The following is a 24,954-nucleotide window of genomic DNA, read 5'->3' as shown; positions in this document are numbered from 1 at the left end:
CGACAAGGTTTCGCAGATGAACTGATTATTTCAGTTTCCTCTTCATCTTCTTTATTGTGAACGGCGTGAGGGGCTGCTATGGAACGCCAGCGGAAACAGCAGCACCCGAGTGTTTGGAATCAGCCTTGACCGGTATTCAAATTGATTAGATATTCGATAAGCTCATGCATGTTGGTGGCAGGATGGGTTTCGCCTGTTGTCTGATTGTGTTGCTGCAATTGCCGAGCATGTTTAATTGCATCAGGAAGCATTGCTTTTGTTAAGTAGAAGATATTGCTGGCACCCTTTTTATATCCGGGAATTCTTCCACTTTTATTCAACGCAGATATAACCAGCTCGCAGTTTGAGGCGTTACCTGGAGCACAGAATTGTCGAGTAGTATAGCCGAAATGAAGCAACAGCCAGAACTCGAAACAGGGAACTGAAGTTATGGCAACAAAAAGAACCTCTTTGCCCAGTTTCGTCTGTCGTAGCTTATCTAAGGCCGCATCGAATGTGGAATGCTTATCCCGATCCAATACGCAATAAACCCGGTCATAATCTGGATCTTCACGAAATTTTTTGATGGCATAATTAACAACGCTAAGCGGATCTGAGCCACACTCTTTACCGCAGATGTCTATATTGGCGGTGCTGAGCCGGTAAGTATCCCGAATCTCCCTGAGGTAGTTTGGCTCTGTTTTTGCCCCCTCGCATACAATGAGAACCCGATCATACGGCGCTTTCCTTGCTTTCTTCCGTTTCAGAGACGCCGCAACTCGTTGTTTACGTTTATGGAAAAGATCATCCGAGCCCATCAGAACCTCATTTCGCCGATATATGGTAAAGCCCCGTAACGCCCTTTCAAATAGCCTTTTTCCAAAGCTTCGCCTTTTCGAGGGGTGAAGTCTGACAAGGGATAAAGTCTTGTTGCATTGGTAGCATCCTTTTCTGTAAACCAGATCTGGTCACGGCGGAACAGATCATTATCGAGCACTGATGTGTCGTGGGTTGAGAAAATCAGTTGTGCATTTTTCCGGTTAATCTGCGGATTGTTAATGAGGCTGATGAGAAAGCGTACCATTAGAGGGTGCATGCTGTTGTTGAGTTCGTCTACAAACAGCACATGGCCATTGTCGAGCACATCGAGCCAAGGGCCCGCAAGGGTAAACAGCTTTTTTGTCCCGACGGATTCATCGTCAGGGTCAAGAGCAACCAACTCCTCGGTTCCTGCCACCGTGTGCATAAATTTGATCTCGGCAATTTCCTTACCATCCAACTCTTTTTGGATAATATCCTTAACTGTGTCCGGCATATCTGATGGCAGGTCGGTTGAGTCAAACTTCTTTGTCTCTACCTTGAGATCCTTAATACTCAGATCTGCTGCGTTTAGCAGTTCAAGAATTCTTTTTCTGCCTGCTTCCGTTTTGCACAATGAGGCTGAATATGCTGGTGAAAGACCACCTACACCGATGGTATGCAGCTTCTGATGGAACCAGTTGTAAATCGGCTTCAACTGCTCGTTATTTAATTGTACGGCTGTGGACAGAAACAGGGCATTGCTACGAGTAGTTTCCTGTAAAACGGTTTTGTGGCCTTTAAACTTACTACCAAAATACCAATTTTCTTTATCAGCAGACGTGTCAAATTCTCTTTCGAACCAACGCTGGGGGCGTCCTTCAGGATAGGCAATCAACCACTCATGGACGACACGTGTACGATTTACGGCAAATCCATATTGGTACCGAATCCCTTCTTGCAGAAACAGCACCTCAAATTCACTAGGTTCACTGCGACTACCAGTATTAAACAGAAATGGCTTGACGTCGATGGGTTCCCCCTCCTGTCCTTCCTTGGAAGATTGAATTACAAAACTTTCCATGAAATCTATTGATTCTAATAGATTAGTTTTTCCGGATGCATTTGGTCCGTAGATAGCGGCGGAACGAAGCAGGCGCGGCATTCCCTGTTGATTTGTAATGAAGCTGTTTGTATCTCTCAGCTCGGAAGCGGAACTGGCCGTCATACTGAGAGTTTGCGTTGTCTGGATAGATTTGAAATTGGTAACGCTAAATTCGATTAGCATGGCTTATTTCCTTTCACGTGGAATCTATAGCCAAATATTACATATTTTATGCAAAAAACAAATATTAATTTAGGGAGGCATTTTGGTGTCGTTCTTATCTAGTTTTTGAACCGGTTCCTTTACATACCAGATTAGCTCCGGTTTGTCCTGAACGATCCATTCACCCCGCGAACCGCCAGTGTTACCCCTGTAGGGCCTAGATTCAAGAGTGGAAAGGATAGGGGCAACTCTCAATTATCTACTAAACATTAAATTCAGGGTCGTATAAAGATTGAATATGGGAGCCGACCCCTTTTATCTTCGCTTTTATCTTCGACCGCGCCCCTAAGATTTCAGGTACGCCAGTCAGTCCTGTACGACCGAAAGCCACTCCAGTTCATAGCGCAGTTTAGACATCCGCATATCATAAAGTTCGACTTTGAGTCCGTTTTTATTTATTGCAGCAAAAATCTTTCGCCTAAGACTTTCGTCAGTATGGGCACCTAAGTAGATGCTCTTGAGCGCATCCTTTGGAAGATTGACGAGGAATACAGGATGTCCCGCGGGATCCACACCAGCGATTTTCGTTTCGTCAGTAAAAAGTCGAAAAATTCTGACCTCCTCTTCATAAGCCCAATCGATTGATTTTTCACACAAAAGCTTTTCGTAATAATCGTGATCGCCAACACAGGTCATGCTTCGCTGAGAGGTGTAGTTGACATTATTGGGTCGAGAACTCAGTCCTTGGTAGGTTTCTTGGTAGAAAAACTCATGGGAATCATCAAAACCGATCACAAAGCCGGTGTGATTGTTAGCATAATGAGACCACATGAGGAGGTTGGTAAAGGTTCTAGATAATGACAGTATACCTAGACATTTATTTACTCTATCCATAAGCTCGAAACCAATATTTGCTGGAGACATTTTTTTCATATATATCAAGTTTTGCTGCGTGTAATTGAGCTTGTAGCAGCTGATAATTCCCAGGGGTTTTTTCTTTATCGGCAGTAGTTGACCATAATTCTTCTGCATCCAATTCAATTTTTTTTATAAAATCCGCCTGGTCTAAAGTTGCATCTATAAGAGGTGATGCCTCAAACGGGTCATTGAGCGCTCGCGGCTGTGAAAAGCGCACTTCTAAGTCCTCAAGGACAGAAACCCTATCCACTATTAGGTATTTGTATAGCACGAGCTACTCCAATATACGAACTGAGGCGAGAGGATACTTTTCCCGTGATGTTCAACTAGTAATTGACAGGTTAGAACCCGGTTTCTACATATAGAAACCACAAAAGCTTATACATTTATAAACTTTTTTCTTGCTTATGCGACGTTAACAGTTTCAATAATAGAAACTTTTCGTCTTCTCTACTTGAGGAGAAAAATGAGTATGGGCACCTGTGATGCTGCCGCCTATGGGGCTGCATCTAGCGCATCAGCTTCTTCAGGGCCAGCTTGAGAATGGTTTCCACCGAGGAATCGGCCGTAATGTCGATTTCACCGAGCACTTTCTGCACCAGCGATTCCTTGTAACCAAGATTGACGAGGGCGGAGAGCACGTCATCGTGCATGTCCCGACCGGCACCGGCTTTGGCTGTTGCCGGGGCGGTGGGGAAGGTTCCAAGTTTCTTGACCTTTTCCCGCAATTCCAGAACCAGCCGCTCGGCGGTTTTCTTGCCGATGCCGGGAATGGAGGCAAGCCTGGCCAGGTCACCCTGAACCAGCGCCTGGCAGAGTTCTTCGGCGCCGATATTGGAGAGAATACCGTTGCCCAGCTTCGGACCGATACCAGAGATGGAAATGAGCAACTGGAACATCTCCTTTTCCTCCATGGTCCGAAAGCCATAGAGATTGATGGCGTCTTCCTTGACGTTGGTGTAGATGTGGAGGGCGACTGCACCGCCGGTTTCCGGCAGGGCATAGTAGGTGGAAAAGGGGATCTGCACCCGGTAACCGACACCGTTGACGTCGAGGATAATGAAGTCCGGCGATTTATGGGCTAGTTTTCCTGTGAGTAGGGCTATCATCGGCGACCTCTTGGGATGCTATGGCTTGGGACGGTGCTGGTGAGGCGTTTGATAGTGACGGAATGGGCATGGCAGATGGCCACGGCGAGGGCGTCGGAGGCATCTTCCTGGGCGATCTCCGGCAGGTTGAGCAGTACCTTGATCATCTGCTGCACCTGCTGCTTGGCAGCCTTGCCGTTGCCGACCACCGCCTGTTTTACCTGCAGGGCGGTGTATTCGAAGACATCGAGACCGGCATTGACGCCGGCAACGATGGCGGCGCCGCGGGCCTGGCCGAGCTTGAGGGCACTCTGGACATTGTTGGAGAAGAAGATGTTTTCCACGGCCACGGCATCAGCTGATAAGTTTCGATGATTTCGCTCAGGCTGCCGTAGATGCGTTTCAGACGGGATGGGAAGTCTTTGGCACTGTCGGTGAAGATGGCGCCATTGTCCACATGAATCAGGCGGTTTCCCTCCTTGGTGACAACGCCGTAGCCGGTGATGCGCGAGCCTGGATCTATGCCGAGTATTCTCATGGTTCCTTTTGTACACAAACAAAAAAGGCGGGGTTTAACCCGCCCTTGGTTACATCATTTTATCCATCTCTTCTTCCGAGATGTCGAAGTTTGAATAGACGTTCTGGACGTCGTCATTATCTTCCATCCGATCCATGAGTTTGAGCATGTTCTCGGCCTGTTTCCCTTCCAGCTTGACCATGGTCTGCGGGATCATGGTCACTTCGGCGGAGTCCGGCTTGAATCCGGCCTTCTCAAGGGCATCCCTCACTTCCATGAAATTTGACGGATCGGTTGTTACCTCGATCTGCTCGTCTTCCTCGCTGACATCTTCGGCTCCCGCTTCGATGGCCGCCTCGAAAAGCTTATCAAAGTCGACAGATTTGGGATAAACGATCAGCCCTTTTTTGTCGAACATCCAGGCGACACAACCCGCTTCCCCCATGTTGCCGTTGCACTTGGTAAAAATGCTGCGCACGTCGGAAACGGTGCGGTTGCGGTTGTCGGTCATCACCTCAACCAGAACGGCAGCTCCGCCGGGGCCGTATCCCTCGTAGGTGGTTTCTTCGTAGACGACACCGTCCATGCCGCCGGTTCCCTTTTTGATGGCGCGTTCTATGTTATCCTTGGGCATGTTTTCACCCTTGGCTTTGTCGATGGCGGTACGGAGTCGCGGATTGCCGTCAGGATCGCCACCACCCAGCTTTGCGGCGACGGTAATCTCCTTGATCAGTTTGGTGAATATCTTGCCGCGCTTCGCATCGGCAGCGCCTTTTTTGTGTTTGATGGTACTCCACTTATTATGTCCTGACATGTGGTGCAATTCCTTTCGTGGTTATTATCCGCTTCAAAAAAAACGTGGAATACTAACATGGAGAAAATAGGGTTGTAAAGAGAGAAAATACGGGTAAAATTAGCCGTATTGTTTAAAATTTGGAGGGTATAGCCATGTCGCAACAACGATTCGAAGAAATGGGCAGCAAGGGTGGATGCGGTCAGGGTAGACGTCTGGGTGACGCTTCAAGGCAATGGTGGGTCGCTCGGCGTTACCTTGCCTGTGTCCTGTTGCTGGTGCTTTTTATCAGTGGCTGTGCCATATTCAAGGCTGAAATGGACCTTCCTCCACTTTTGGCACAGGATGAGGTGGTTCGCCCCTTTACCAAGCTGGCGGTTGTTCAGGTGAGCCGTCAGCGCTTCGGTACGTCCTATGATCTTAAAACCGAAGATTATGGCTGGGCATATGAAGCGCTGAGAGAGGAGGCGGCAAAGATTGGCGCCGACGCTGTCATTTTCTCGGAGGTCAAGCTTGAAGCCTCTTCCTATCTGTTGTTTCCCATGGCCACTGTGGATGCCCGCGGAACTGCAATTCGATTCCGCTGAACCGACCTATCCCCATCTCCTTTCTGTTCCCGTCTTTTTTTCATTCCCATCGTTTTATATCTCCATAAGCCGTTGCCTGTTCTGGGTTGACGCAAATACAGCTTGCGATCCAGGCACATTTTGATTATTTATCAACCTTCGTTTTAATCACATGGGTGATGGTTATCGTGTTTAATCGAATTGGCGTTGAAAAATGTAACTATTTGTTATAGCGTCATTTATTTCTTGTTTGGTGATGATTAGGAGAAAATAGTCTTGACTGTAATAAAACATTGTGCTAAAAAAATAACAAAAGCTGTTTTCCAAAGTTTAAAACATTCATTTAAACCTGCGTAAACGGGGCAACTATGGACCGCGAAAAAAGTTCATATGCAGTTCAGAGTGTTGAAAATGCACTTGATATACTTGAGGCCCTGGCTGATGAAATTCATGACGGAACTCTGCCGTATCTGGCGGGTAAGCTAGGCATCAGCAGAAACAAAACCTTCCGCCTCCTGGCAACCTTGGAAGGGCGGGGCCTGGTCGAAAAAGATGAATGGAGCGGTAATTATCATCTTGGCGTTACCACGGTGGAACTGGCCCAGCGGTTCTTGCGCAACATCAGCCTGATCAAACATGCCCATCCGGTCATGGAGTCCCTGGCGAGGAAGCACGATGAGGCGGTGTATATGACTGTCCTGCGTGGAAGCGAAGTGCTTTTTCTCGATATGGTTGACTGCGACCAGCAGATCAAGGCCGAATCTTTTGTCGGCAAGAGATTTCCATTTTTTACCAATGCCGCGGGTAAGGCAATCAAAGCAATGGAATCAAAGGATGTGTTGGAAAAATATTTTCATCACCGGCGCAAGGAGATACCGAACCAGTCCGGACTGGAAGCAGAGCTTGAGCTGATCCGCGAGAAGGGCGTTGCTGTGGATATAGGGGGGCTTGGCGAGGGAATTGTCAGTGTTGCCGTGGCAGTAAGGATTATGCCGGGAAGGTGGTCGGCGCCATTGCCCTGCTTGGTCCCTCCTTCCGAATGGTGGCAGGGCGAGTGGAAAATGAAATTATTCCTTCATTGTGTGAAGGGGCTGAAATGCTTTCCATGAAATTTGGTTATGCCAAAATGTGAACTTAATGTGCATCATTGATTAACAAATCAACGAAAGGGGGGCTGCATCAAGTTTTAATGTTGTTTGAAGCGGAGTCGCTTCCTCCAAATGGTTAAATTACTAATGAAAGGAGTAACTACCATGGCAGAAAAACAGTATGATTGGGGGGCTATAGCCAAAAACCCAAAATTCGTCGAACTCCACCACAAAAAGACAACGTTTCTTTTTGGCTGGTGGATATTCTCGTCGGTGTTTTATTTCCTCCTCCCCATCGGCGCAGCGTACACACCTGGTCTTTTCAAGATCAAGATCATCAGCAACATCAACTTTGGTTACTTGTTCGCTCTTTCCCAGTTCTTTGTTTCCTGGGGAATTGCCATGTATTATGCGCATGTTGCCAATAAGGACTTCGACCGGCTCACCCGTGAACTGGTCGATGAGCTCAAGTAAAGGGGGACGACATAGATGAAAAAACTACTCGTAGGATTAGCGTTAGCCCTTTCCGTAGGCTCAATGGCTTTCGCAGAGGAGCAGAAAGCTCCTGCCGGGGCAGTCGCTGCACCGGCCGCCCAGACAGCCACTCCGGCAGCTTCTACTGCTCCTGCAGCTATGCAGGCAGTTCCCGCACCTGCCGCCAAGCCTGCCAGTGACGGCAAGCTCAAGGCGAACCCGAAGGTCACCATCCCGATCTTCCTGATCATCATCGGTGCTACCATGTGCGTAGTCGTCTGGTCTGCAAAGCGGACCAAGTCTGCTGCAGATTTCTATACCGCCGGCGGCGGCATCACCGGCACACAGAACGGTTGGGCTATTGCCGGTGATTACATGTCGGCCGCTTCCTTTCTGGGTATATCCGGCATGATCTCCCTGTATGGCTATGACGGGTTCATGTACTCGGTTGGCTGGCTGGTGGCGTACATTACGGTCCTTCTGATCGTCGCCGAACCATGCCGTAACGCAGGCAAGTATACACTGGGCGATATCCTTTCCTTCCGCACCGAGCCCAAACCTGTCCGTGCTGTGGCTGCTATCTCCGTTGTTGCGGTCTCCACCTTTTATCTCACCGCGCAAATGGTAGGTGCCGGCAAACTGATGCAGCTTCTTCTCGGAATCAATTACAAATTTGCCATCATCGGCGTCGGTATTCTGATGGTCGGCTATGTTGTTTTCGGCGGCATGACCGCCACCACCTGGGTACAGATCATCAAGCCGGCCTGCTTATGACCGGTGCTGCAATTCTTTCATTGCTGGTAATGATCAAATCGAATATGAACCCGATTCAGTTCTTTAATGATATTGCAACTAATCCCAATATTGCGGATCATGTGAAACTGCTGCCGATCTATCTGAAAGAGCTCGATGCCGGCACTGCCACGGCGGATGCCGGCCAGCGCTTCCTGGAGCCGGGCCTGTTCCTCACCAACCCGCTCGACCAGATCTCCCTCGGTATGGCACTGGTCCTCGGTACTGCCGGTATGCCGCACATCCTGATGCGCTTTTTCACCGTACCGACTGCCAGGCAGCTCGTAAATCGGTTATCGTTGCCATGTGGATCATTGGTTCCTTCTACATTCTTACTACGCTGCTCGGATTCGGTGCTGCGATCCACCTCAGTCCGCAGGGGATCCAGAAGGTTGACAAAGGCGGCAACATGGCTGCCATGATGTTGGCCAAGGCCATGGGGGGTGATATCTCTCCGTTTGTCGGCGACCTGCTGCTGGCCTTCCTCTGTGCTGTTGCCTTCGCCACCATCCTGGCGGTTGTCTCCGGTCTGGTTCTGGCAGCTTCCGCAGCCATTGCCCATGACATCTATGTTAACGTGATCAAAGACGGGCATGCCGACCAGCATGAGCAGGTCATGGCAGCCAGGATAACCTCTCTGGTTGTCGGCGCATGGGTATCGTTATCGGTATCGCGGCAGAAAAACAAAACGTCGCCCATCTTGTTGCACTTGCCTTTGCAGTTGCTTCATCGGGTAACCTGCCTGTTGTTGTCCTTTCGCTCTTCTGGAGGAAGTTCAACACCGCGGGTGTCATTTCCGGACTGCTTGTGGGCACCATTGCTTCCATCGGCCTGGTTATGGTTTCTCCCAACATGACCTACCCGAACAAGGTGGCTGATGATGCCAAGAAGGCCTACACCTTGCTGGAGAAGGAAATTGCCGCTGGCAAGGTAGCTCCGGAGGCGATGGATAAAACCTTGAAGACCATCGCGGAGAAAAAGGATGTTGAAGTCAAGAATCGTGGCGGCAAATCAATGATGGGTCTGGAAAAACCTCTCTTCACCCTGAAAAACCCGGGCATCATCTCCATTCCCCTTGGCTTCATGGCTGCTATTCTGGGCGCTCTTGCCTTCCCCAGCCGCCGTTCGGAAGAGATGTTCGACGAGATCTACGTCCGCCAGAATACCGGCATTGGCATGGCCAAGGCCATAGATCACTAATCAAACGCTTTTACATGTGATAGGATTGGGGGAGGCTTCGGCCTTCCCCATTTTTATGGATCTAACATGCCCTCACAGAACGTCATGACAGAAGAGTCCCCTGAAGCGGTCATCAATACCGCCATGGAGAAGGTGTTGCGTTTTCTTCCCTTACTGGAAAGGGAAGAATCCTTGCGTTTTCTTCGTTTTTTGTCAGAAAACGTCAGTGGCGAAATAGACAGAATAAATACTTTTTCAACTCGTGAGATCGAACTACGGCAACGGGCTTCAGTTGAAACAGACTTTGCAGTCCTCACGGAAATCCATGACTCTTTGAACGAGCTTGAGCTGGAGAGGTTTCTCAAGACCCTTTCGGTACCGGCGCTGCACAGGAACTGCACAGACTACAGGGATCTTCTGGCGGGGCGGGTCCTGGAATTGGTCAGCCAGGAGATGGAGCGATCGGGTAAGGGAGCTCCACCATTATCATTTGCCCTGATAAGCATGGGAAGTGATGGCCGGGAAGAGCAGACGCTGATAACCGACCAGGATTACCTTATCGTTTATGAAGACGGTGGCGGTGAGGTCGCCGACAACTATTTCAGGGAATTCTCGGAAATTCTGGTGGAGAAACTTGCCCAGGTGGGCTTCAAGAAATGCACCGGCGATATCATGCCCACCAACCAGACCTGGAGAGGTTCCCTTGCCCAATGGAAAAGACGTCTTCTCGCCATCGTCCGCTATGAGTTTGCAGACTACGCTAAAAATCTCATGGACTTGATCGTCCTTTCCGACGCCCGCTATGTGGCCGGCGAGCGAGAGCTGGCAGACCAGCTGGTTTCCACCATTCGTGCCTTCCAGCAGGATTATTTTCAGGTTTTATGGGGGATGGCCAAGGCCGCCACCGAAATGAAACTTGCTTTGGGCTTCCTGAAGAGGCTCTGGACAGAAGGATCGGGAGATCATAAGGGAGAATTCAACCTCAAGCTGCTCGCCTGGGCGCCGCTGGTCATGAATGTGCGCATCCTAGCCATTAATCAGGCTATTCCTGCAACCAACACCCTACAGCGGATAGAATTTCTTGAAAAGGAAAAGAGCCTTTCGCATACCATGGCCGTCGGCTTGAAAGACGCCTACCATATTCTTACCAGACATCGGATTCTGCTCCAGATCAAGGTGATAAAGGGAATCGAAAAGGACTCTTACCATCTGAACCCTTATCAGCTGCCGACGGAGGAGCGTGAGCGTATCCGGCACGCCCTGCTGCGCATCGAGGAACTTCAGAAGACTATCCATGTGAATTTCTCCATCATGTAGTCCGGTAGATTTCCCGCAAGATTCAATTGCCATCGGTTTGATCCCCGTTTGATGCCGGTTATGACAAATGGCTGGATTTTTTTTTCCTGTATACATAATATGCCCTGAATCCCCGTAGATTTGGACCCTCATGCATAGATACCTTTTCAAATTCATGAATAACCTGCGGCTCCGCTGGAAGCTATTGGTAGTGGTTCTGCCGCTGGTTGTCATTCCCATCTTCCTCGTTGGCGGAGTGATCGGCTATATTTCCACTCAGCAGGCCTATCTGGGCATAACCCAGACCAGTAAGGCTGATTTGGAGCACATGGCCAGCTTCACCATTGATCTTCTCAAGTCTCACCATCAGCAATTTCAGGTCTACAAGCAGGACAAGGAGCGCAGTTTCAACCTTGAACTGGCGACACTGACAAACCTGGCCTACAATATGGTGGAAGCCGAACATCGGCAGATGAAGAGCGGCCACATCGATCCGGCGACCGCCATGCTTGAGGCCCGAAAGGCTCTGAAAAAGGTCAACGTGGGGGAGACCGGCTATATTTATGCCATGTCCAGTAAGGGTGATCTGCAGGTCCACATTGCCCGTGAAGGCGACAACGTCTATAACGAGAAGGACGAAAACGGCAGATATTTCATCCGCGAGATGTGCCGGCGGGCGCTCAAATCCAGGTCGGGAGAAGTTCTTTTCATTGTCTATCCCTGGCGAAACGCCATTCTCGGGGACAAGGCGCCGCGGAAAAAGGTCGTTGCTTACCGGTACTTCAAGGAGTGGGACTGGATTATTGCTGCAGGCGGTTATCTGGAAGAGACCTACGGGGATGTCAATTTTGAAAAGCGTGCTTTTGCCGAGTTGAAAGCAAAGATAAAAGCTAAGCAGGTGGGTAAGACCGGCTATATCTTCTGCATGGACAGCAAGGGTGACTTTACCGTACATCCCGGCGGCGAGGGGAGGAATTTCCTCGATGCCAAAGATTCAGACGGGAATGAGTTTATCCGGGAGATGTGTGTCAACAAGACCGGTTGGATCCGCTATCCGTGGAAAAATGCAGGGGACAGCGTGCCGCGGATGAAAATCGTACGCTATGAGTATTTCCAGCCATGGGACTGGGTTGTGGCGGTCGGCTCCTACGAAGATGAATTTTATCAGGAAGCCAAGGATATCAATCGGCGCATCTTTGAAAGCATGATCGTTCTCACCATCCTTGTCTGCATCATTGCCGCGGCGCTGGTCTTTCTTGCTTCCAAAGTGCTTACCGATCCCATCAACCACATGATCGAGGTCATCCGCAAGGTAAAGCAGGGGCGCTTCAATGAGCGAATGGCTGTGGATGCCAACGACGAGCTGGGCGAACTAGCCAAGGCCTTCAACCACATGACCAGGATCATCAACCGCAACAAGGAGATGGCGGCCAATCTGGCCCAGCAGGGAAAGATGGCCTCGCTGGGGGTTCTTTCTTCAGGGGTGGCCCATGAGATCAATAACCCCCTCGGGGTGATACTGGGCTATGCCGGATACCTGGAAGGAAAGCTGTCACCGGATGACCCCAATTACCGGTTTGTCCATGAGATCAAGCGGGAAAGCAAACGCTGCAAGAAGATCGTCCAGGACCTGCTCAGTTATGCCCGGACCCCGAAACCGACTCTGGAAAATACCGATATCAATACTCTGCTTGATCAGATCGTCGATTTTGCCGCCAATCACACGGACATGCACCACGTTTCCGTGGTAAAGGAATTCGCTGGTGAGTTGCCCACCATCATGGCGGACGGGGATCAGCTTCGCCAGGTGGCCATAAACCTGATTCTCAATTCCGGTGCTGCCATGCAGAGCGGTGGTCGTCTCATTGTCGGCAGCAGGCTTGAGAACAGCTTCATCTTTCTGACTTTTGCCGACAATGGTGCAGGTATCTCCCCTGAAAACCTGGAGAAGATCTTCGAGCCGTTTTTCACCACCAAGACTAAAGGAACGGGCTTGGGCCTGGCCATTACCAAGCAGATCATCGAGCAGCATCAGGGGGAGATCACCATAGAGAGTGAACAGGGGCGAGGCACGACGGTCGTGGTAAAACTTCCCGTTGAGCGGGAAGAATTCTAGGAGTCTGTCGGACTTAGAATGAATCGGCTGCGAAAATGGCAAATCGGTCCGGATCTCCGTAAATTTTCGACAAATAGGTCCACTATTCGCTCTCAAATTTACAAATATCCGTCCTCGATTTTCCATTCTCTCGCTTCGATCCCTAAGTCCGACAGACTCCTAGGAAATTTGGTTTCCGTTCTCCGTTTGTTTGAAAACAACTGCTGTCCCAGGAAGAAGAAAATTACTGTTGTAGCAATTGACAACACAGCTAGTTGTTGTTATTCTCTCCAACATGAATGCCAAACTGATGATCCATGAGCGCCATGCACTCTCAGAGACCTCATTCGTAGAATGGTGGTCTGGTGTTTGCCGATGCCTCTTTCCGGCAGCAATCACGATTACAAGTATCGGCTTGCTTTCGTTGTGCAAGGTGCCTGCGTCCTTCGCTATGATAACGAGGGTGGCAAAGGTGATCATGTGCACAGAGACGAGAATGAAATTCCATACCAATTTACTACTCCACAAATTCTTCTAGATGATTTCTGGCACGACGTGGACAATTGGAGGCCCTGATATGAATAGCGTAACATTGGAAGTCCGTTCCCGCGATAAAATCACTGACAGGGTTCTGCGTGCATTCGGGGGGGAGGCACAAGGCAACTTTATCAGCTTTGAGTCGCCGGAACTCTTGTTCAAGGTAATTTCCGGTAAACGATGGGAGTTATTGAAGGTCATGACGGGAGCCGGCCCGATGACGATTCGCGAGGCAGCCCGGCGCTTGCACCGGGATGTGAAAGGGGTGCATGGCGATGTCCATGCACTGCTCAATGCCGGTTTGCTGCAAAAAAACGAAGAAGGATTGATCGTTTTTCCCTATGATGCTGTGCATGTGGATTTTATGCTGCAAGCTGCGTGAGCTGTTTGGATTAACAAGTTGGCATATTAAAATACGATTCACTATTCTTGAGGTTGGAGCAGTGTCCGATAAAAAACGCATTATGGTGATCGACAACGAGGAGGGTCTCTGTCGCATGATGGAGGCGGTCCTGCTTGATAACGGCTATAGGACCAAATCGTACCTGAGATCCTTTGAGGCGGTGGAGGAGTTCGAGGCGGGACAATGGGACCTGGTGGTTACGGATATAAAGATGCCGGTCATGGATGGACTGGAAGTACTGCAAAGACTGAAGGTGAAGGACCCTGCCATTCCGGTAATCATGGTGACAGCATATGCCACGGTGGAAATGTCCATTCAGGCTCTACGCCGTGGTGCCTATGACATGCTGACCAAACCCTTCGAACCGGAGGAACTCCTGTATCGGGTGAAAAACGCCCTGAAACATAACCAGTTGATCGTGGAAAACCGGGAATTGCGGGAAGAACTGGTGGGAAAATTCCGCTTCGACAATATCATCGGCGCTTCCGACTCGCTTAAAGCAGTGCTGGAAAGGGTGGAGAAAATCGCCATCAGGGACACCTCGGTTTTGATCACCGGCGAGTCCGGAACCGGGAAGGAATTGATCGCCCAGGCCATCCACTACAATTCACTGCGCAAGGAAAACAAGTTCATGGCCATCAACTGTGGCGCCCTGCCGGAATCACTGCTGGAAAGTGAACTTTTCGGCTACAAAAAGGGTGCTTTCACCGGGGCCAAGGAGAACCGACAGGGGCTTTTGGAGGCGGCAGACGGCGGAACCCTTTTCCTTGACGAGGTGGGGAACCTGCCCATGAACGTGCAGAAAACCCTGCTCAGATTCCTCCAGGAACAGGAATTTCATCGGATTGGCGATACAACCCCGACCAAGGTGGATGTCCGCATACTCTCTGCCACAAACTCTGATCTGAAGCAGGCAGTTAAAAACGGAGGGTTCCGTGAGGACCTCTACTATCGGCTTAATGTGGTAAATATTCACCTTCCCCCCCTGCGGGAAAGGAAAGCGGATATCCCCCTGCTGGCAACCCATTTCATTGCCCTGCAGAACAAGAAGTTCGATACCTCTATCAAGGGCCTTTCCCCTGAGGCGATGGAGGCAGTTCTTTCATATGACTGGTTAGGCAATATCCGCCAGTTGAAAAATGTGATCGAGCATGTCTTGCCATGGAGACCGACGAATACATCGGACTGCCTATCATCTCCCAGTTCATAGAGCTTCCTTCCACCCATGAAAATGGCCAGACCTCGCTGGATGAGGGAGAATACAACAGGGCTCTTTCCCGCTTCGAAACCGATTATCTGAAGGGACTGCTGCGCAAGAACTGCGGCAACATTGAGGCCGCGGCCCGCGAGGCCGGCATGAACATGGCTACCATCTACCGCAAGATCAAGAAGTACAACATCAAGAAAGAAGACTACAGCTGATTGACTGAAGAATTCATCTCTCCCTGCATTTGCAGATTTGCAAAAAACAATATCAGCTTCGCATTTCTGCAAAAAGCATCTTGTATGTCCACTCCATCAACGTAACCTCATAATAATCCCATGCTTTTATGGTTCATGCTATCACCTGGAACCTGTTAACCTGCCTTGCACATCTGCAAAAGGGCGCCCCTCCATTTTTCTGATATTTCTGCCTAAGTGTCTGTTAAGTAACGTATTTATTATTAGTTTTCCCTTTGGTACGGTGGTTGCTTATATTGTTTACAGTTGCTCCTTTCATTGTAGGGGATGATATCGGTGATGTTGGGAGGCTGATCCGATGTCATCCTGTACAGCTACCAGCAAAGCCTTCAGGCTTACACATATGAGGTCCCAATGAAGGTTGAGACAGTTTGTCCCTTCTACGGAAAAAACGACGACTTTTGCGATGTGGGGTGCGGTTACATATCGCCGCATGACGTCAACCAGATCATAAAGTATTGCAGTTGTCGGTACAAAGAGTGTCTGAAATACCAGGAACTGTCTGACCGACTGCCCAAGGAAAGTTTCGAACCAGCCAAATGCTGATTTACCAAGGAGGCAACACCATGCTTTACAATCTTAGCCTGCATCTCAATGCTTTTTATGTGCCTGCAGCAATGACTCTGGCAGGAGCTTTTGTACTTATTTCACTTATAAAGGAGAAAAAAGATGAGCGAAAAAGAGCTTGAACTGTTGGCAAGGATTGAGGACCTGGAGCGGCACACCTGGCGTAACAGTGCAATTCTCAGGGCAGTGGCAATGGTTTCCTTTACCGCTCTTTTCGGCATTATCATTGCCTCCGGCGTAGTGGGTGGCGGTCGTGGCAGCCATTGGTCAGGTCCGGCCTGGAATACCATGTGGCTTTATGGGCTGTTTGCCGCGAATGCGGTGTCGATGTTCTGGACCACCCACAAAGAATAAGGGAAACGCCCACTTAGGGTAAAAGCTATCACCCCCTGCTCACCTGGGTTCGCTTCCCCCCTATGGAATAGGGGGGATTGAGGGGGGTATTTCCCTGACGGAAACTCACTAACCTTTGGAGGTATACATATCATGCCGATGAAATTAACGAATATAATTCTGCTTCTGGTCGTGGTGACGCTTTGTGCGGCGTTTTCCATGCGCATTTTCCAGGGCCTCGACGAAATGATGGGTGATCAGTACTGGGTCGTTGATACAACCCAGGGGGACCATGGCTGGTATGGCATGGGGCTGCTTCCCCATGTGAAGAAAATGCCGAAAGACATTGTCAAGGCCGCAAACACTGATCCTAACGTTAAAGAAAAATACGTCATCTATGCCCAGAGCGGCGATTTTGCCGGTAACTCCGTTTACGGCATCTGCTTCGGCATTCCTCTCATCATGTACCTGATCTGGTTCGCCTTTATCCTTGGATTTCCCGATCGGTCGACCCCTACCTTCTGCCGAGGAGGATCTTCACCCTGGCGGCCATCACCGTCTGCTCCATCCTGGTAAACCTGTTCCTGATGAGGATTGCCGCTGACTTTGCCCGCGACCCGATGGCCCGCATCGCCAACGTTGCCGGCAATCATGCTTCACTCCTTTTTCACAATGCCGGCATCTGGTTTGCCATTCTCTTCTCGGCCCTCGGCACACATAACCACAACGCCCAGGAATCTGCCGCCCCTGACAGCCGCAATTGGCAGACTCAGGCAAATGAGAAGTTTTCCTGGATGTTCACCCTGTTGGCCGCCGTTACCATCCTTGAGGTGGTGCTGGTCAAAAACAAGCTTGCCCTGCCTGACGCTGCTGTCGATTATTCCGTATGGATCATCTGGGTGGTCATCTTCATGCGCATGTACGGCTTCTCTCCCAAATACTGGATGAAGCGCGGTCGCGGCATTGCCATTATGGTGTAGGTACCTTATTGACACTTCCGGTCTTCTACCTCCTGGAAAGGGCCACCGGCACCCTCGGAGCCGGCTTCGCTTCACCGATCCTCACCAAGCGCTCGGCGCCGAAAATGCCAACATCGGCCTTTCCCTGATGGTCTCCATTTATCTCATATTCTGGATGGAATTTGCTACAGCGATCCGTATGAATGGTCCGGCGAAGTCAGCAGCGGTGGAGAAACACTAAGATCAGTCGATGATAGAATGGTTACAAAAAAACGGCAGCGAACTTCTTCGCTGCCGTTTCTTGTTTTCTGCAACTGTTAGGGGGGACCGTTACTCGGTTTTTTCCTTCGAGCCATCTGATTTCTTCTGGTCGCGATGGCAACGCACGCAGTTGTCGGCGATCTTGAAGGCCTTCTTGCCGTCGTGGCATTTGCCGCAGTATTTGCCGGCGTAGAGATCGCTCATGACTATTTTTACGCCACCTTTCTTCATTTCAGGGAACACGGCGGGATTATGGCAATCGCCACAGGTGATGCCGGCGTTTTTATGGGCCTGTCCGTTGAAGACCACCACCCCTTTCGCTCCCGGTAAACTCTACTACCTTGTCCTCTCCCACGGCATAGGCTGTACCGGTGAAAGAGAGGGCAATAATGGCGGTTGCCAGCAGGGCGTTTGCTTTCATCTTGGCTCCTCCTTTGACATAATAATATTAGTCTGAATTAACTATGCCATTGGATGAATCAATGTCAAGAATCGGCCTCCATCCGGGAACTGGCTGATATATCAAGGGATTGTAGTGTTTCCTCCAGGTACAGTATGAGGTTGACCACATTGTCTCTGAATTCAGCCGGTACCTCTGGCACGCCAACCAGTGCAGTATCTAGACGCCTTGCTGCAGAAAGGCTGGACTTGACCGGGATCAGGGGATCCGGCTCCTCGGTGTCATGGCCGGCTGCCACCTCCTTGAAGCGCTTGAGACTGTCGGATGACTCCGCTCCTCTTCGACGATGCTTTTGCGCAATTGGGCATACTCATCGTCACTGAAGCCCTTTTCTTCCTTGGCCTGGCGCAGCAGGTCCACAGAACGAAAGTCAGGCAAAGGCTTCAATGGATTGCGCTGGGTCAAGAGCTCCGGTTCCTGCTTTTCCATGTAGCGGTAGGCGAGGGTGAGCTTTTCAGCAGTTCCTTTCTTGATGCGGATCTCCTGGACACAATAATCCTCGAAGCTCTGGTAACCCCATTCCCGGAAGTGACCACGGGAACTCACCTGCAGCAGTTTGTCCCCCAATTCCACCCATGAAGATTTGAATTTTTTTGCGGTGTCCAGCACCTGATAACGCTCGGATTCGGGATCCAGTTGCTCCATGATCTTTTCGATGTGGCGTTCGCCGCTTGATTGTGGCATGTCGGTCATGATTCGTTTCTCCATGTTTTGGTGCAAAGCAAGGTAGCAGAAGGAAGGCTCTTTTTGAAGTATTTTTCGCTTGGTTGAGGCTGGATATCAGGTAGAATTCCTGCTTTTAAAAATCCGAGTTTTTATAACGAGGCTAATCAATGCAGGAACAATGCAAGGTTGGACCCGAGACGGCGCGCATGCTGGCGCTGGGCCACCCATGGATCATCGCCGACTCCTATACCCGCAGATGGCCGGACGGCAAAACGGGTGAGCTGATTGAACTTGTTGACGACAACGGCCATTTTCTGGCCATGGCCTTGCTCGACCCAACTGACCGTATTGTGGCGCGGGTGTTGTCCCACAAACGGATGCGGCTGGACAGGGAATGGCTTGGGAAAAGGCTACGCGCAGCCGTACAACTCAGAAATAACCATGCCGACCTCTCCGATTCAAATGCCTACAGGTTGGTCAATGGAGAAGGGGACGGACTGCCCGGGCTGACTGTCGACCGGTATGGCGATTATCTGATGGTGCAACTCTATTGCAGCGGCTGGCGACCGCACCTGAAGCTGATTACCCTGGGATTGCAGGAGCTCCTTTCGCCAAAGGGGATTTATGAGAAAGACCGGCCGCAAAAGACCAGGGAGCTTGAAGCCTCCAGCGACAATAAAATATATGGCCGCCTGCTCTGCGGCACGGCGGCAAGCCAACCCGTGCAGGTGCAGGAAAATGGCCTGAACTTCCTCGTCAACCTTGAACTGGGTTTAAATACCGGCCTTTTCATCGATCAGCGGCAGAACCGCCGCGATCTTATGGGGCGGGCCAGGGGGAAGAGGGTGCTTAACCTTTTTGCCTATACGGCTGCGTTTTCCGTTGCTGCTGCCGCTGCCGGAGCCAGTCTCGTCACCAGTGTCGATGCCTCGGCAAGTTACCTGGAGTGGGGGAAAGCCAATTTCGGCGCCAACCGTCTCAATCCCCGGCGCCATGAATTCGTCGTCGGTGACTGTTTCGATGTTTTGCAGGATATGCAACGGCAGGGGAAAAGCTATGATATCATCATCATGGACCCACCATCCTTTTCCACCACGGCCAAAAGCCGCTTCACCACCCGCGGCGGCACGTCGGATCTGGTTGCAGCGGCTCTGCCGCTCCTTGCAGATGGCGGTCTCCTGATCACTTCCTCCAACCACCAGAAGGTGGATGTGGCGGATTATCTGAAGGAGCTGCGCCGCGGGGCACTTCAGGCCAAATGCCAACTGAGAATCACAGGACTCTTCGGCCAGCCGCCGGATTTTCCCTATCCGGTTACCTTTGCCGAGGGACGGTATTTGAAGTATGTTATTGCGGTTAAAGGCGGTGATTGGTGATTGGTGATTGGTGATTGGTGATTGGTGACGCGTTACGCGTGACGGGTGACGGGTGACGGGTGAAGAGTTAGCAATTAGTAGTTAGGAGGAACGGTGAATAGTGAGGTAAAAATGACTGAATCACGATTGACGGATCTGGAAATTCATATGATGCATCAGGAAAATACCATCCAGGAACTCAATGACGTGGTCATGGAGCAGCAGCGGATGATCGACCTTTTGCGCTCGGAGGTGCAGACCATCAAGGAACAGCTGCAAGCCCTGGATCCCTCTCTCAACAGGCTGCCGTCTGAAGAGGAGCCGCCTCCCCATTATTGAGTCTCATCTCAGGAGGAATAACAGTGAAACAGACAACACTGGGCAACACAGGACTCACCATAAATCCACTCGTCTTCGGTACCTTGCCGCTCGGGCCGCTACAGGCTGGGTTGAGCCCGGAAGAAGGAGGTCGGCTGATCCGTCATGGCCTTGAGCGGGGCATAAACATGCTGGATACGGCTGAGCTGTATCAGAGCTACTCCCATATCAAGGCGGCCCTGGATGGTTTTAAAGGCAAGGTCCATATCGTCAGCAAGACCCATGCACCCGACGGCGCCCTTGCACGGGTCCATGTGGAGCGGGGCTTGCGCGAACTGGGGCTGGACCGTTTCGACGTGGTCCATCTCCATGGGGCTAAGATTGCCGATCCCTTTACCGAAAGAAAAGAGGTGCTGGAAGAGCTGCTGAAGATGAAGGAAGAGGGGAAGATTGCCCATGTGGGGCTCTCCTCCCACTATATTTCCGCCATTCGCAAGGCTGCCGACCATCCGGAGATCGAGGTCATTCACCCCCTGATCAACATGAACGGCATGGGGATTATCGACGGCAGCGCCAAAGAAATGGCGGCGGCCATTCGGGCCTGTAAAGCGGCCGGCAAGGGAATTTACGCCATGAAGGCCTGGCTGGGGGCAATCTGATTCCCCAGGCTCGGCAGGCAATTCGCTATGTTTTGAATGTGGCGGGTGTGGATGGCGTGGCAATCGGCATGCTGTCCGAGGGGGAGATAGATGCGAATCTTGCACTCTTTCACGACGATGTTGCCGACGAGGAAACGTGGAAAGGGTTGGAAAGCAGGCGGCGCAGCCTCAGGATTATGGGCAATTTCTGCAAAGGATGCGAGAATTGCCTCGATGCCTGTGCCAGTGGAGCATTGTCCGTAGTTGATGGAAAGGCCCGGGTGGATGAGGAAACCTGCATCCTCTGCGGCTACTGCGCCGCTTCCTGTCCGGAATTTATCATTCGCGTGGTTTAGGCTCGGTGCCGTCCCCTTTGCGGCAATTGCTTTCAAGGAAACCAATGAAGTCGATGTGGCTGTTGATGAAGGTCAGGTTATACCTGCTCTCGTAGAGGAGCAGCGCACTGGCGGCAAAAAGAAACAGCCCGCCGAGAAGGGCTATTGCTGTGGGAATCCAGCTGGTTTCCGGGCTGCCGAATGCCACATTTAAGGCGATGGCCAGGCTTGAGGCGATGAAAAGGGCGGTGGCGGTATAGAGGGCTGCCAGTGACCGCTGAATGAGGATGGAGCGCACCCGCTGCCTGGCCAGTTGCTGACGGATATGAGTCAGCCGCTCTTCATGCAGGGTGAACTTCCCCACCAGTATCCCTTCCACCTCGCTCTTCATGGAATTTACCCGGTCGAAGAGCCGTCCCAGTCGACCAGAGGTGGAAAAGATCAGGGTGCCGCAGGCGGAGATCAATACCGCCGGGGTGATCATGGAAGCAAGGATGCGGCTGCTGGAAAGGGCTTCCAGCAGTTCCTTCTCGTGTATGGCCATAGATTTATCCTTTATCCCGGCTCTTAATCCCGGTATCTTTTCAAAAGATCACCGTAGGCATCAATGCGTCGGTCGCGCAAGAACGGCCAGATACGGCGGACGTTCTCGCTGCGGTCGTCATCGATCTTCACCACCAGCACCTCTTCCCCTTCATTTTTCCCTTGAGCCAGGAATTCTCCCTGGGGACCGGCAACGAAGCTGTTGCCCCAGAACTCAATCCCTGCTCCCACCTTGCTCGGATCTGCTTCGAAACCGACCCGATTGACGCTCACCACGGGAATACCGTTGGCTACGGCATGGCTGCGCTGGATGGTGATCCAGGCGTCCAACTGCCGTTGTTTTTCCCCATCTGAATCGTTGGGGTCCCAGCCGATGGCGGTGGGGTAGATGAGCAGCTCTGCCCCGGCCAGGGCCATCAGTCTGGCCGCTTCCGGATACCACTGGTCCCAGCAGACCAGCACCCCCAGCTTGCCTGCCGAAGTCTGTATCGGCTCGAAGCCCAGGTCACCGGGGGTAAAATAGAATTTTTCGTAAAAGGCGGGGTCGTCGGGGATGTGCATTTTTCGGTATTTCCCGGCGATGGAACCGTCCTTTTCCAGCACCACCGCCGTGTTGTGGTAGAGTCCGGGCGCGCGCCGCTCAAAAAGGGAGGTGACGATCACCACCCCCAACTCCCTGGCAATGGCGCCGAATTCCTCGGTGGAGGGGCCGGGAATGGACTCTGCCAGATCGAAGCAGGCGGTATCCTCCGTCTGACAAAAATAGGGGCCGCAGTGCAGCTCCTGCAGGACGACAAGTTGTGCTCCCTTCGCGGCAGCCGCTCTGATTCCGGCCATGGTTTTGGAAATGGTTTCTTTCCTGTCGGCACTGCAGCTCTGCTGAACCAGGCCGATGACGATGTTTTTCATGTGTTACCTCTTTTATCTGCATCAATATTTATATAAGCGTTCCCTTAGGCAACTGCATGGTGACGCAATGCAGTGAGCCATGCTGGAGGATCAGCGGCAGGCAATCGATGCCGATTACCTCATGCCTGGGGAAAGCCTCAGCTATGGCTGCCAGGGCTGCCCGATCACTGTTATCCTGATATGTGGGGACCAGCACCGCGTTATTGATGATGAGAAAGTTGGCGTAGGTGGCCGGCAGACGCCCCCCATCTTCATCATATTTGGCCTCCGGCCAGGGAAGCGGCACCAGCCTGTAAGGACGCCCTTCCCTGGTTCTGAAACGGACAAGTTCCTCCTCCATGGCTTTTAGCGCTTGGTAATGCTCGTCCTGAGGGTCGTCGCACCTGACATAGGCAATGGTGTCGTCCGGGCAGAGCCTGGCCAGGGTATCGATGTGGCTGTCCGTATCATCTCCTGTCAAAAAGCCGTTTTCCAGCCAGAGGAAGTGCTCTGCACCCAGGAGCTCGGCCAGGGCCGTTTCAATGTCCGTTTTGCCGAGGTGCGGATTACGGTTGGCATTCAACAGGCATTCGGCGGTGGTAAGTATGGTGCCTCTGCCATCACTCTCAATGCTTCCACCTTCCAGGATCAGACCGACGGTTTTCAGCGGTATAGAGCCGAAAATCCGCCCGTCATGGAGTCGGCGGCTCACCTGGTTGTCCCTGTCGGCGGCAAATTTCAATCCCCAGCCGTTGAAACCGAAGTCCAGCAGGAGTGTTTTTTTATCCTCCCGGACCGTAATGGGGCCGAAATCCCTCGACCAGGTATCATTGGTCGGCAGCTGCCTGAAAAAGATCCTTTCCATCACTGCACCGGCATCCTGGAGCTTTTCTGCAACAGGTGAGGTCTCGGGAGCAACGACCACCACCCTTTCCTGGCGGCTGATCTGCCTGGCAATTTCCACGAAAACCGGTTCCACCGCCCCGAGCCACGGCCGCCAGTCGCTGTCTTCGTGGGGCCATGCCACCAGCACCCCATCCTGTTCTTCCCATTCTGCGGGTAATCTTGCCATTGTTGCCATCCCTGATCGGAACTATAAAAAAGGGAAGTATATGGAAAAGAAGCTGAAAATGCAATTGCCAAGGGGTCTCTTTTTCCCACGAATTAAACGGGTATAATTTAAACATGATTCGGATTGAAGCTGCCAAAGGTGAGGCTGTTGCTGCCCAACGGGTGGAAATAGTCGAGCGAAAGGGGATCGGACACCCTGATTACATCTGCGATGCGGTCATGGACGCCATTTCCGTCGCTTTATCCCAGGAATACCTGCGCCGGTTCGGCGCCATCCTTCATCATAATATCGACAAGAGCCTTCTCGCTGCAGGCAGGGTGGAGAAGCATTTCGGCGGCGGCAGAATTCTGCAGCCGATGGAAATGATTATTGGCGACCGCGCCACATTCAGAGCCTTCGGGGAGGAGGTGGCGGTTGGCGAAATAGCAGTGTCTGCAGCAAAAAGATGGTTTATGGACAATCTGCGCTTCGTCGATCCCGATCATGATCTGCATTACAGGGTTGTACTGGCTCCCGGTTCCGAAGAGCTGACCGGCATCTTTGCCCGGCCCGGTCAGACCCGGGTTTCCAACGATACCTCCGCTGCCGTCGGCTATTATCCACTGAGCGCTACGGAACAATTGGTGCTCGATCTGGAACATTACCTTAATTCTACCGGCTTCAAGGGCGATTTTCCCGACACCGGCGAAGATGTGAAAATCATGGGGCTCAGGCAGGACGACTCCCTTGAATTGACTGTTGCCATGCCGCTGCTGGCTCGGTTCATAGGGTCCGAGCAAGAATATTTCGCAAGAAAAGCCTCGATAGTAAAGGCAATGCAGGAATTTATCGCAACTGGCAAACATAGTTTCAAAACCGATATTGCATACAACTGCCTGGATGTGCCGGCGTGGGGCTTGACGGCATTTATCTCAGTCTGCTTGGTACATCTGCCGAAGATGCAGATTCGGGCCAAGTAGGCCGTGGCAACAGGGTCAATGGCCTGATTTCCATGAACAGGCCCATGGGAACTGAGGCTGCAGCCGGTAAGAACCCGGTGAGCCATGTGGGCAAGATTTACAATTTCCTGGCACACCATCTTGCCCGGGAAATTTACCAAAGCACCGACAGGTTTCAGGAGGTATATGTCCTGCTCCTGAACAGGATCGGTACCCCCATCGATCAGCCGCAGATGGTCTCAGTCCGCTTATTGGTGGAAGATGGCCTGACAGTGGATCTCCGGAATAGTATCGAAGAAATTATTCATCGCAATCTGGGCCAGATGGGTAATTTTTGCCTGACTCTGGCCCGTGGCGAAATTCCTGTCTG

27 protein-coding genes and 5 pseudogenes are annotated in these 24,954 nt (G+C 51.4%); 19 read left to right on the top strand and 13 right to left on the bottom strand.

Annotated features, from left to right (window positions below):
- Positions 1 to 119 precede the first annotated feature (119 nt).
- The 7 genes and pseudogenes from JCM15764_RS04050 to JCM15764_RS04025 all read right to left on the bottom strand — a co-directional run bounded on the left by JCM15764_RS04050 (position 120) and on the right by JCM15764_RS04025 (position 5,381).
- Positions 120 to 797 (bottom strand): RloB family protein, encoded by a 678-nt coding sequence (locus JCM15764_RS04050; RefSeq protein WP_054692865.1) that lies wholly within the window; start codon positions 795 to 797, stop codon positions 120 to 122.
- Complete coding sequence (locus JCM15764_RS04045) at positions 797 to 2,065, bottom strand: AAA family ATPase (RefSeq protein ID WP_054692861.1); 1,269 nt, start codon at positions 2,063 to 2,065, stop codon at positions 797 to 799. Before JCM15764_RS04045 ends, JCM15764_RS04050 begins: the two co-directional genes overlap by 1 nt.
- A 345-nt stretch (positions 2,066 to 2,410) precedes the next feature.
- A complete protein-coding gene (locus JCM15764_RS04040) occupies positions 2,411 to 2,977 on the bottom strand; it encodes a DUF2971 domain-containing protein (RefSeq protein ID WP_243688333.1) in 567 nt (188 codons plus the stop codon).
- Entirely contained in the window at positions 2,931 to 3,233 is a 303-nt protein-coding gene (locus tag JCM15764_RS21740; RefSeq protein ID WP_243688332.1) for a hypothetical protein, read from the bottom strand. The genes JCM15764_RS04040 and JCM15764_RS21740 overlap by 47 nt, the downstream gene beginning before the upstream one ends.
- A gap of 238 nt (positions 3,234 to 3,471) precedes the next feature.
- A complete protein-coding gene (ruvA, locus tag JCM15764_RS04035) occupies positions 3,472 to 4,071 on the bottom strand; it encodes a Holliday junction branch migration protein RuvA (protein WP_054692855.1) in 600 nt (199 codons plus the stop codon).
- Positions 4,068 to 4,588: pseudogene (ruvC, locus tag JCM15764_RS04030) on the bottom strand (crossover junction endodeoxyribonuclease RuvC). Before ruvC ends, ruvA begins: the two are co-directional and overlap by 4 nt.
- A gap of 49 nt (positions 4,589 to 4,637) precedes the next feature.
- The gene (locus JCM15764_RS04025; RefSeq protein ID WP_054692852.1) at positions 4,638 to 5,381 is read right to left on the bottom strand and encodes a YebC/PmpR family DNA-binding transcriptional regulator; all 744 of its coding nucleotides are present in this window, start codon (positions 5,379 to 5,381) and stop codon (positions 4,638 to 4,640) included.
- Between the two features lie 134 nt (positions 5,382 to 5,515).
- Here JCM15764_RS04025 and JCM15764_RS04020 point away from each other — a divergent pair, with 134 nt between their 5' ends.
- The 13 genes and pseudogenes from JCM15764_RS04020 (at position 5,516) to JCM15764_RS03965 (ending at position 17,351) form a co-directional block, all read left to right on the top strand.
- Positions 5,516 to 5,947 carry a YbjQ family protein gene (locus JCM15764_RS04020; RefSeq protein ID WP_054692849.1) on the top strand — a complete coding sequence of 144 codons (432 nt, stop codon included), beginning with the start codon at positions 5,516 to 5,518 and terminating at the stop codon, positions 5,945 to 5,947.
- A gap of 347 nt (positions 5,948 to 6,294) precedes the next feature.
- Positions 6,295 to 7,058: pseudogene (locus JCM15764_RS04015) on the top strand (IclR family transcriptional regulator).
- A 121-nt stretch (positions 7,059 to 7,179) separates the two neighbouring features.
- Positions 7,180 to 7,488 (top strand): DUF485 domain-containing protein, encoded by a 309-nt coding sequence (locus JCM15764_RS04010; protein WP_012647412.1) that lies wholly within the window; start codon positions 7,180 to 7,182, stop codon positions 7,486 to 7,488.
- Between the two features lie 15 nt (positions 7,489 to 7,503).
- Positions 7,504 to 9,480 (top strand): annotated as a pseudogene (locus JCM15764_RS04005) (solute symporter family protein).
- Positions 9,481 to 9,546: 66 nt separating this feature from the next.
- A complete protein-coding gene (locus JCM15764_RS04000; protein ID WP_243688331.1) occupies positions 9,547 to 10,776 on the top strand; it encodes a putative nucleotidyltransferase substrate binding domain-containing protein in 1,230 nt (409 codons plus the stop codon).
- Positions 10,777 to 10,906: 130 nt separating this feature from the next.
- Positions 10,907 to 12,871, top strand: coding sequence for a cache domain-containing protein (locus JCM15764_RS03995; RefSeq protein WP_054692846.1), 1,965 nt, complete (start codon positions 10,907 to 10,909; stop codon positions 12,869 to 12,871).
- Positions 12,872 to 13,204: 333 nt separating this feature from the next.
- The gene (locus tag JCM15764_RS21735; RefSeq protein ID WP_369412241.1) at positions 13,205 to 13,426 is read left to right on the top strand and encodes a toxin-antitoxin system TumE family protein; all 222 of its coding nucleotides are present in this window, start codon (positions 13,205 to 13,207) and stop codon (positions 13,424 to 13,426) included.
- 1 nt (position 13,427) lies between these two features.
- Entirely contained in the window at positions 13,428 to 13,769 is a 342-nt protein-coding gene (locus tag JCM15764_RS03985; protein ID WP_054692840.1) for an HVO_A0114 family putative DNA-binding protein, read from the top strand.
- Between the two features lie 61 nt (positions 13,770 to 13,830).
- Positions 13,831 to 15,212, top strand: a pseudogene (locus tag JCM15764_RS03980) (sigma-54-dependent transcriptional regulator).
- 393 nt (positions 15,213 to 15,605) lie between these two features.
- Positions 15,606 to 15,797 carry a hypothetical protein gene (locus JCM15764_RS03975; RefSeq protein WP_012647417.1) on the top strand — a complete coding sequence of 64 codons (192 nt, stop codon included), beginning with the start codon at positions 15,606 to 15,608 and terminating at the stop codon, positions 15,795 to 15,797.
- A gap of 20 nt (positions 15,798 to 15,817) precedes the next feature.
- Positions 15,818 to 15,940, top strand: coding sequence for a hypothetical protein (locus JCM15764_RS26025; RefSeq protein ID WP_279384256.1), 123 nt, complete (start codon positions 15,818 to 15,820; stop codon positions 15,938 to 15,940).
- A complete protein-coding gene (locus tag JCM15764_RS03970; RefSeq protein ID WP_012647419.1) occupies positions 15,921 to 16,172 on the top strand; it encodes a hypothetical protein in 252 nt (83 codons plus the stop codon). Before JCM15764_RS26025 ends, JCM15764_RS03970 begins: the two co-directional genes overlap by 20 nt.
- A 132-nt stretch (positions 16,173 to 16,304) precedes the next feature.
- Positions 16,305 to 17,351, top strand: a pseudogene (locus tag JCM15764_RS03965) (hypothetical protein).
- Positions 17,352 to 17,440: 89 nt separating this feature from the next.
- Here JCM15764_RS03965 and JCM15764_RS03960 read toward each other — a convergent pair.
- The 3 genes from JCM15764_RS03960 to JCM15764_RS03955 form a co-directional block, all read right to left on the bottom strand.
- Complete coding sequence (locus JCM15764_RS03960; RefSeq protein WP_243688329.1) at positions 17,441 to 17,683, bottom strand: c(7)-type cytochrome triheme domain-containing protein; 243 nt, start codon at positions 17,681 to 17,683, stop codon at positions 17,441 to 17,443.
- On the bottom strand, positions 17,655 to 17,792 hold the full coding sequence (locus tag JCM15764_RS21730; protein WP_243688328.1) for a hypothetical protein: 138 nt from the start codon (positions 17,790 to 17,792) through the stop codon (positions 17,655 to 17,657). Before JCM15764_RS21730 ends, JCM15764_RS03960 begins: the two co-directional genes overlap by 29 nt.
- 237 nt (positions 17,793 to 18,029) lie before the next feature.
- Positions 18,030 to 18,524 (bottom strand): hypothetical protein, encoded by a 495-nt coding sequence (locus tag JCM15764_RS03955; protein WP_243688327.1) that lies wholly within the window; start codon positions 18,522 to 18,524, stop codon positions 18,030 to 18,032.
- A gap of 140 nt (positions 18,525 to 18,664) precedes the next feature.
- On the opposite strand from JCM15764_RS03955, the gene JCM15764_RS03950 reads away from it, so the two are divergent.
- The 4 genes from JCM15764_RS03950 to JCM15764_RS21720 all read left to right on the top strand — a co-directional run bounded on the left by JCM15764_RS03950 (position 18,665) and on the right by JCM15764_RS21720 (position 21,164).
- Complete coding sequence (locus JCM15764_RS03950) at positions 18,665 to 19,873, top strand: class I SAM-dependent rRNA methyltransferase (protein WP_054692838.1); 1,209 nt, start codon at positions 18,665 to 18,667, stop codon at positions 19,871 to 19,873.
- Positions 19,874 to 19,966: 93 nt separating this feature from the next.
- Positions 19,967 to 20,191 carry a SlyX family protein gene (locus tag JCM15764_RS03945; RefSeq protein ID WP_243688326.1) on the top strand — a complete coding sequence of 75 codons (225 nt, stop codon included), beginning with the start codon at positions 19,967 to 19,969 and terminating at the stop codon, positions 20,189 to 20,191.
- A 23-nt stretch (positions 20,192 to 20,214) separates the two neighbouring features.
- Complete coding sequence (locus JCM15764_RS21725; protein WP_243688325.1) at positions 20,215 to 20,829, top strand: aldo/keto reductase; 615 nt, start codon at positions 20,215 to 20,217, stop codon at positions 20,827 to 20,829.
- A 47-nt stretch (positions 20,830 to 20,876) separates the two neighbouring features.
- On the top strand, positions 20,877 to 21,164 hold the full coding sequence (locus JCM15764_RS21720) for a 4Fe-4S dicluster domain-containing protein (protein WP_243688324.1): 288 nt from the start codon (positions 20,877 to 20,879) through the stop codon (positions 21,162 to 21,164).
- Here the strand turns inward: JCM15764_RS21720 and JCM15764_RS03935 are convergent.
- The 3 genes from JCM15764_RS03935 to JCM15764_RS03925 are packed head-to-tail and all read right to left on the bottom strand — an operon-like array spanning position 21,148 to position 23,646.
- Positions 21,148 to 21,687: a DUF2721 domain-containing protein gene (locus JCM15764_RS03935; RefSeq protein WP_054692835.1), complete on the bottom strand. Its 540-nt coding sequence runs from the start codon at positions 21,685 to 21,687 to the stop codon at positions 21,148 to 21,150. The genes JCM15764_RS21720 and JCM15764_RS03935 overlap by 17 nt on opposite strands.
- A 23-nt stretch (positions 21,688 to 21,710) precedes the next feature.
- Entirely contained in the window at positions 21,711 to 22,595 is an 885-nt protein-coding gene (locus JCM15764_RS03930) for a carbon-nitrogen hydrolase (protein ID WP_054692831.1), read from the bottom strand.
- 28 nt (positions 22,596 to 22,623) lie between these two features.
- Positions 22,624 to 23,646 (bottom strand): agmatine deiminase family protein, encoded by a 1,023-nt coding sequence (locus tag JCM15764_RS03925; protein ID WP_054692829.1) that lies wholly within the window; start codon positions 23,644 to 23,646, stop codon positions 22,624 to 22,626.
- Between the two features lie 113 nt (positions 23,647 to 23,759).
- Between JCM15764_RS03925 and JCM15764_RS03920 the strand changes: the two genes are divergently transcribed.
- Together JCM15764_RS03920 and JCM15764_RS29305 are read left to right on the top strand one after the other, a co-directional pair.
- On the top strand, positions 23,760 to 24,605 hold the full coding sequence (locus tag JCM15764_RS03920) for a methionine adenosyltransferase (RefSeq protein ID WP_279384255.1): 846 nt from the start codon (positions 23,760 to 23,762) through the stop codon (positions 24,603 to 24,605).
- Positions 24,536 to 24,954, top strand: a 419-nt coding sequence (locus JCM15764_RS29305; RefSeq protein WP_279384254.1) for a methionine adenosyltransferase, incomplete at its 3' end; no start/stop codon positions are given. The genes JCM15764_RS03920 and JCM15764_RS29305, both read left to right, overlap by 70 nt.

It is taken from the genome of Geotalea toluenoxydans JCM 15764 (assembly GCF_001311985.1).
GTDB lineage: Bacteria > Desulfobacterota > Desulfuromonadia > Geobacterales > Geobacteraceae > Geotalea > Geotalea toluenoxydans.
The sequence above is the reverse complement of the archived record's forward strand: the minus strand, read 5'-3'. Positions and strand labels throughout refer to the sequence as shown.

Coding starts and splice junctions, on each gene's coding strand:
- JCM15764_RS04050 (WP_054692865.1), bottom strand. CDS start 797: ATGGGCTCGGATGATCTTTTCCATAAACGTAAACAACGAGTTGCGGCG.
- JCM15764_RS04045 (WP_054692861.1), bottom strand. CDS start 2,065: ATGCTAATCGAATTTAGCGTTACCAATTTCAAATCTATCCAGACAACG.
- JCM15764_RS04040 (WP_243688333.1), bottom strand. CDS start 2,977: ATGAAAAAAATGTCTCCAGCAAATATTGGTTTCGAGCTTATGGATAGA.
- ruvA (WP_054692855.1), bottom strand. CDS start 4,071: ATGATAGCCCTACTCACAGGAAAACTAGCCCATAAATCGCCGGACTTC.
- JCM15764_RS04025 (WP_054692852.1), bottom strand. CDS start 5,381: ATGTCAGGACATAATAAGTGGAGTACCATCAAACACAAAAAAGGCGCT.
- JCM15764_RS04020 (WP_054692849.1), top strand. CDS start 5,516: ATGTCGCAACAACGATTCGAAGAAATGGGCAGCAAGGGTGGATGCGGT.
- JCM15764_RS04010 (WP_012647412.1), top strand. CDS start 7,180: ATGGCAGAAAAACAGTATGATTGGGGGGCTATAGCCAAAAACCCAAAA.
- JCM15764_RS04000 (WP_243688331.1), top strand. CDS start 9,547: ATGCCCTCACAGAACGTCATGACAGAAGAGTCCCCTGAAGCGGTCATC.
- JCM15764_RS03995 (WP_054692846.1), top strand. CDS start 10,907: ATGCATAGATACCTTTTCAAATTCATGAATAACCTGCGGCTCCGCTGG.
- JCM15764_RS21735 (WP_369412241.1), top strand. CDS start 13,205: ATGGTGGTCTGGTGTTTGCCGATGCCTCTTTCCGGCAGCAATCACGAT.
- JCM15764_RS03985 (WP_054692840.1), top strand. CDS start 13,428: ATGAATAGCGTAACATTGGAAGTCCGTTCCCGCGATAAAATCACTGAC.
- JCM15764_RS03975 (WP_012647417.1), top strand. CDS start 15,606: ATGAAGGTTGAGACAGTTTGTCCCTTCTACGGAAAAAACGACGACTTT.
- JCM15764_RS26025 (WP_279384256.1), top strand. CDS start 15,818: ATGCTTTACAATCTTAGCCTGCATCTCAATGCTTTTTATGTGCCTGCA.
- JCM15764_RS03970 (WP_012647419.1), top strand. CDS start 15,921: ATGAGCGAAAAAGAGCTTGAACTGTTGGCAAGGATTGAGGACCTGGAG.
- JCM15764_RS21730 (WP_243688328.1), bottom strand. CDS start 17,792: ATGAAAGCAAACGCCCTGCTGGCAACCGCCATTATTGCCCTCTCTTTC.
- JCM15764_RS03955 (WP_243688327.1), bottom strand. CDS start 18,524: ATGACCGACATGCCACAATCAAGCGGCGAACGCCACATCGAAAAGATC.
- JCM15764_RS03950 (WP_054692838.1), top strand. CDS start 18,665: ATGCAGGAACAATGCAAGGTTGGACCCGAGACGGCGCGCATGCTGGCG.
- JCM15764_RS03935 (WP_054692835.1), bottom strand. CDS start 21,687: ATGGCCATACACGAGAAGGAACTGCTGGAAGCCCTTTCCAGCAGCCGC.
- JCM15764_RS03930 (WP_054692831.1), bottom strand. CDS start 22,595: ATGAAAAACATCGTCATCGGCCTGGTTCAGCAGAGCTGCAGTGCCGAC.
- JCM15764_RS03925 (WP_054692829.1), bottom strand. CDS start 23,646: ATGGCAAGATTACCCGCAGAATGGGAAGAACAGGATGGGGTGCTGGTG.
- JCM15764_RS03920 (WP_279384255.1), top strand. CDS start 23,760: ATGATTCGGATTGAAGCTGCCAAAGGTGAGGCTGTTGCTGCCCAACGG.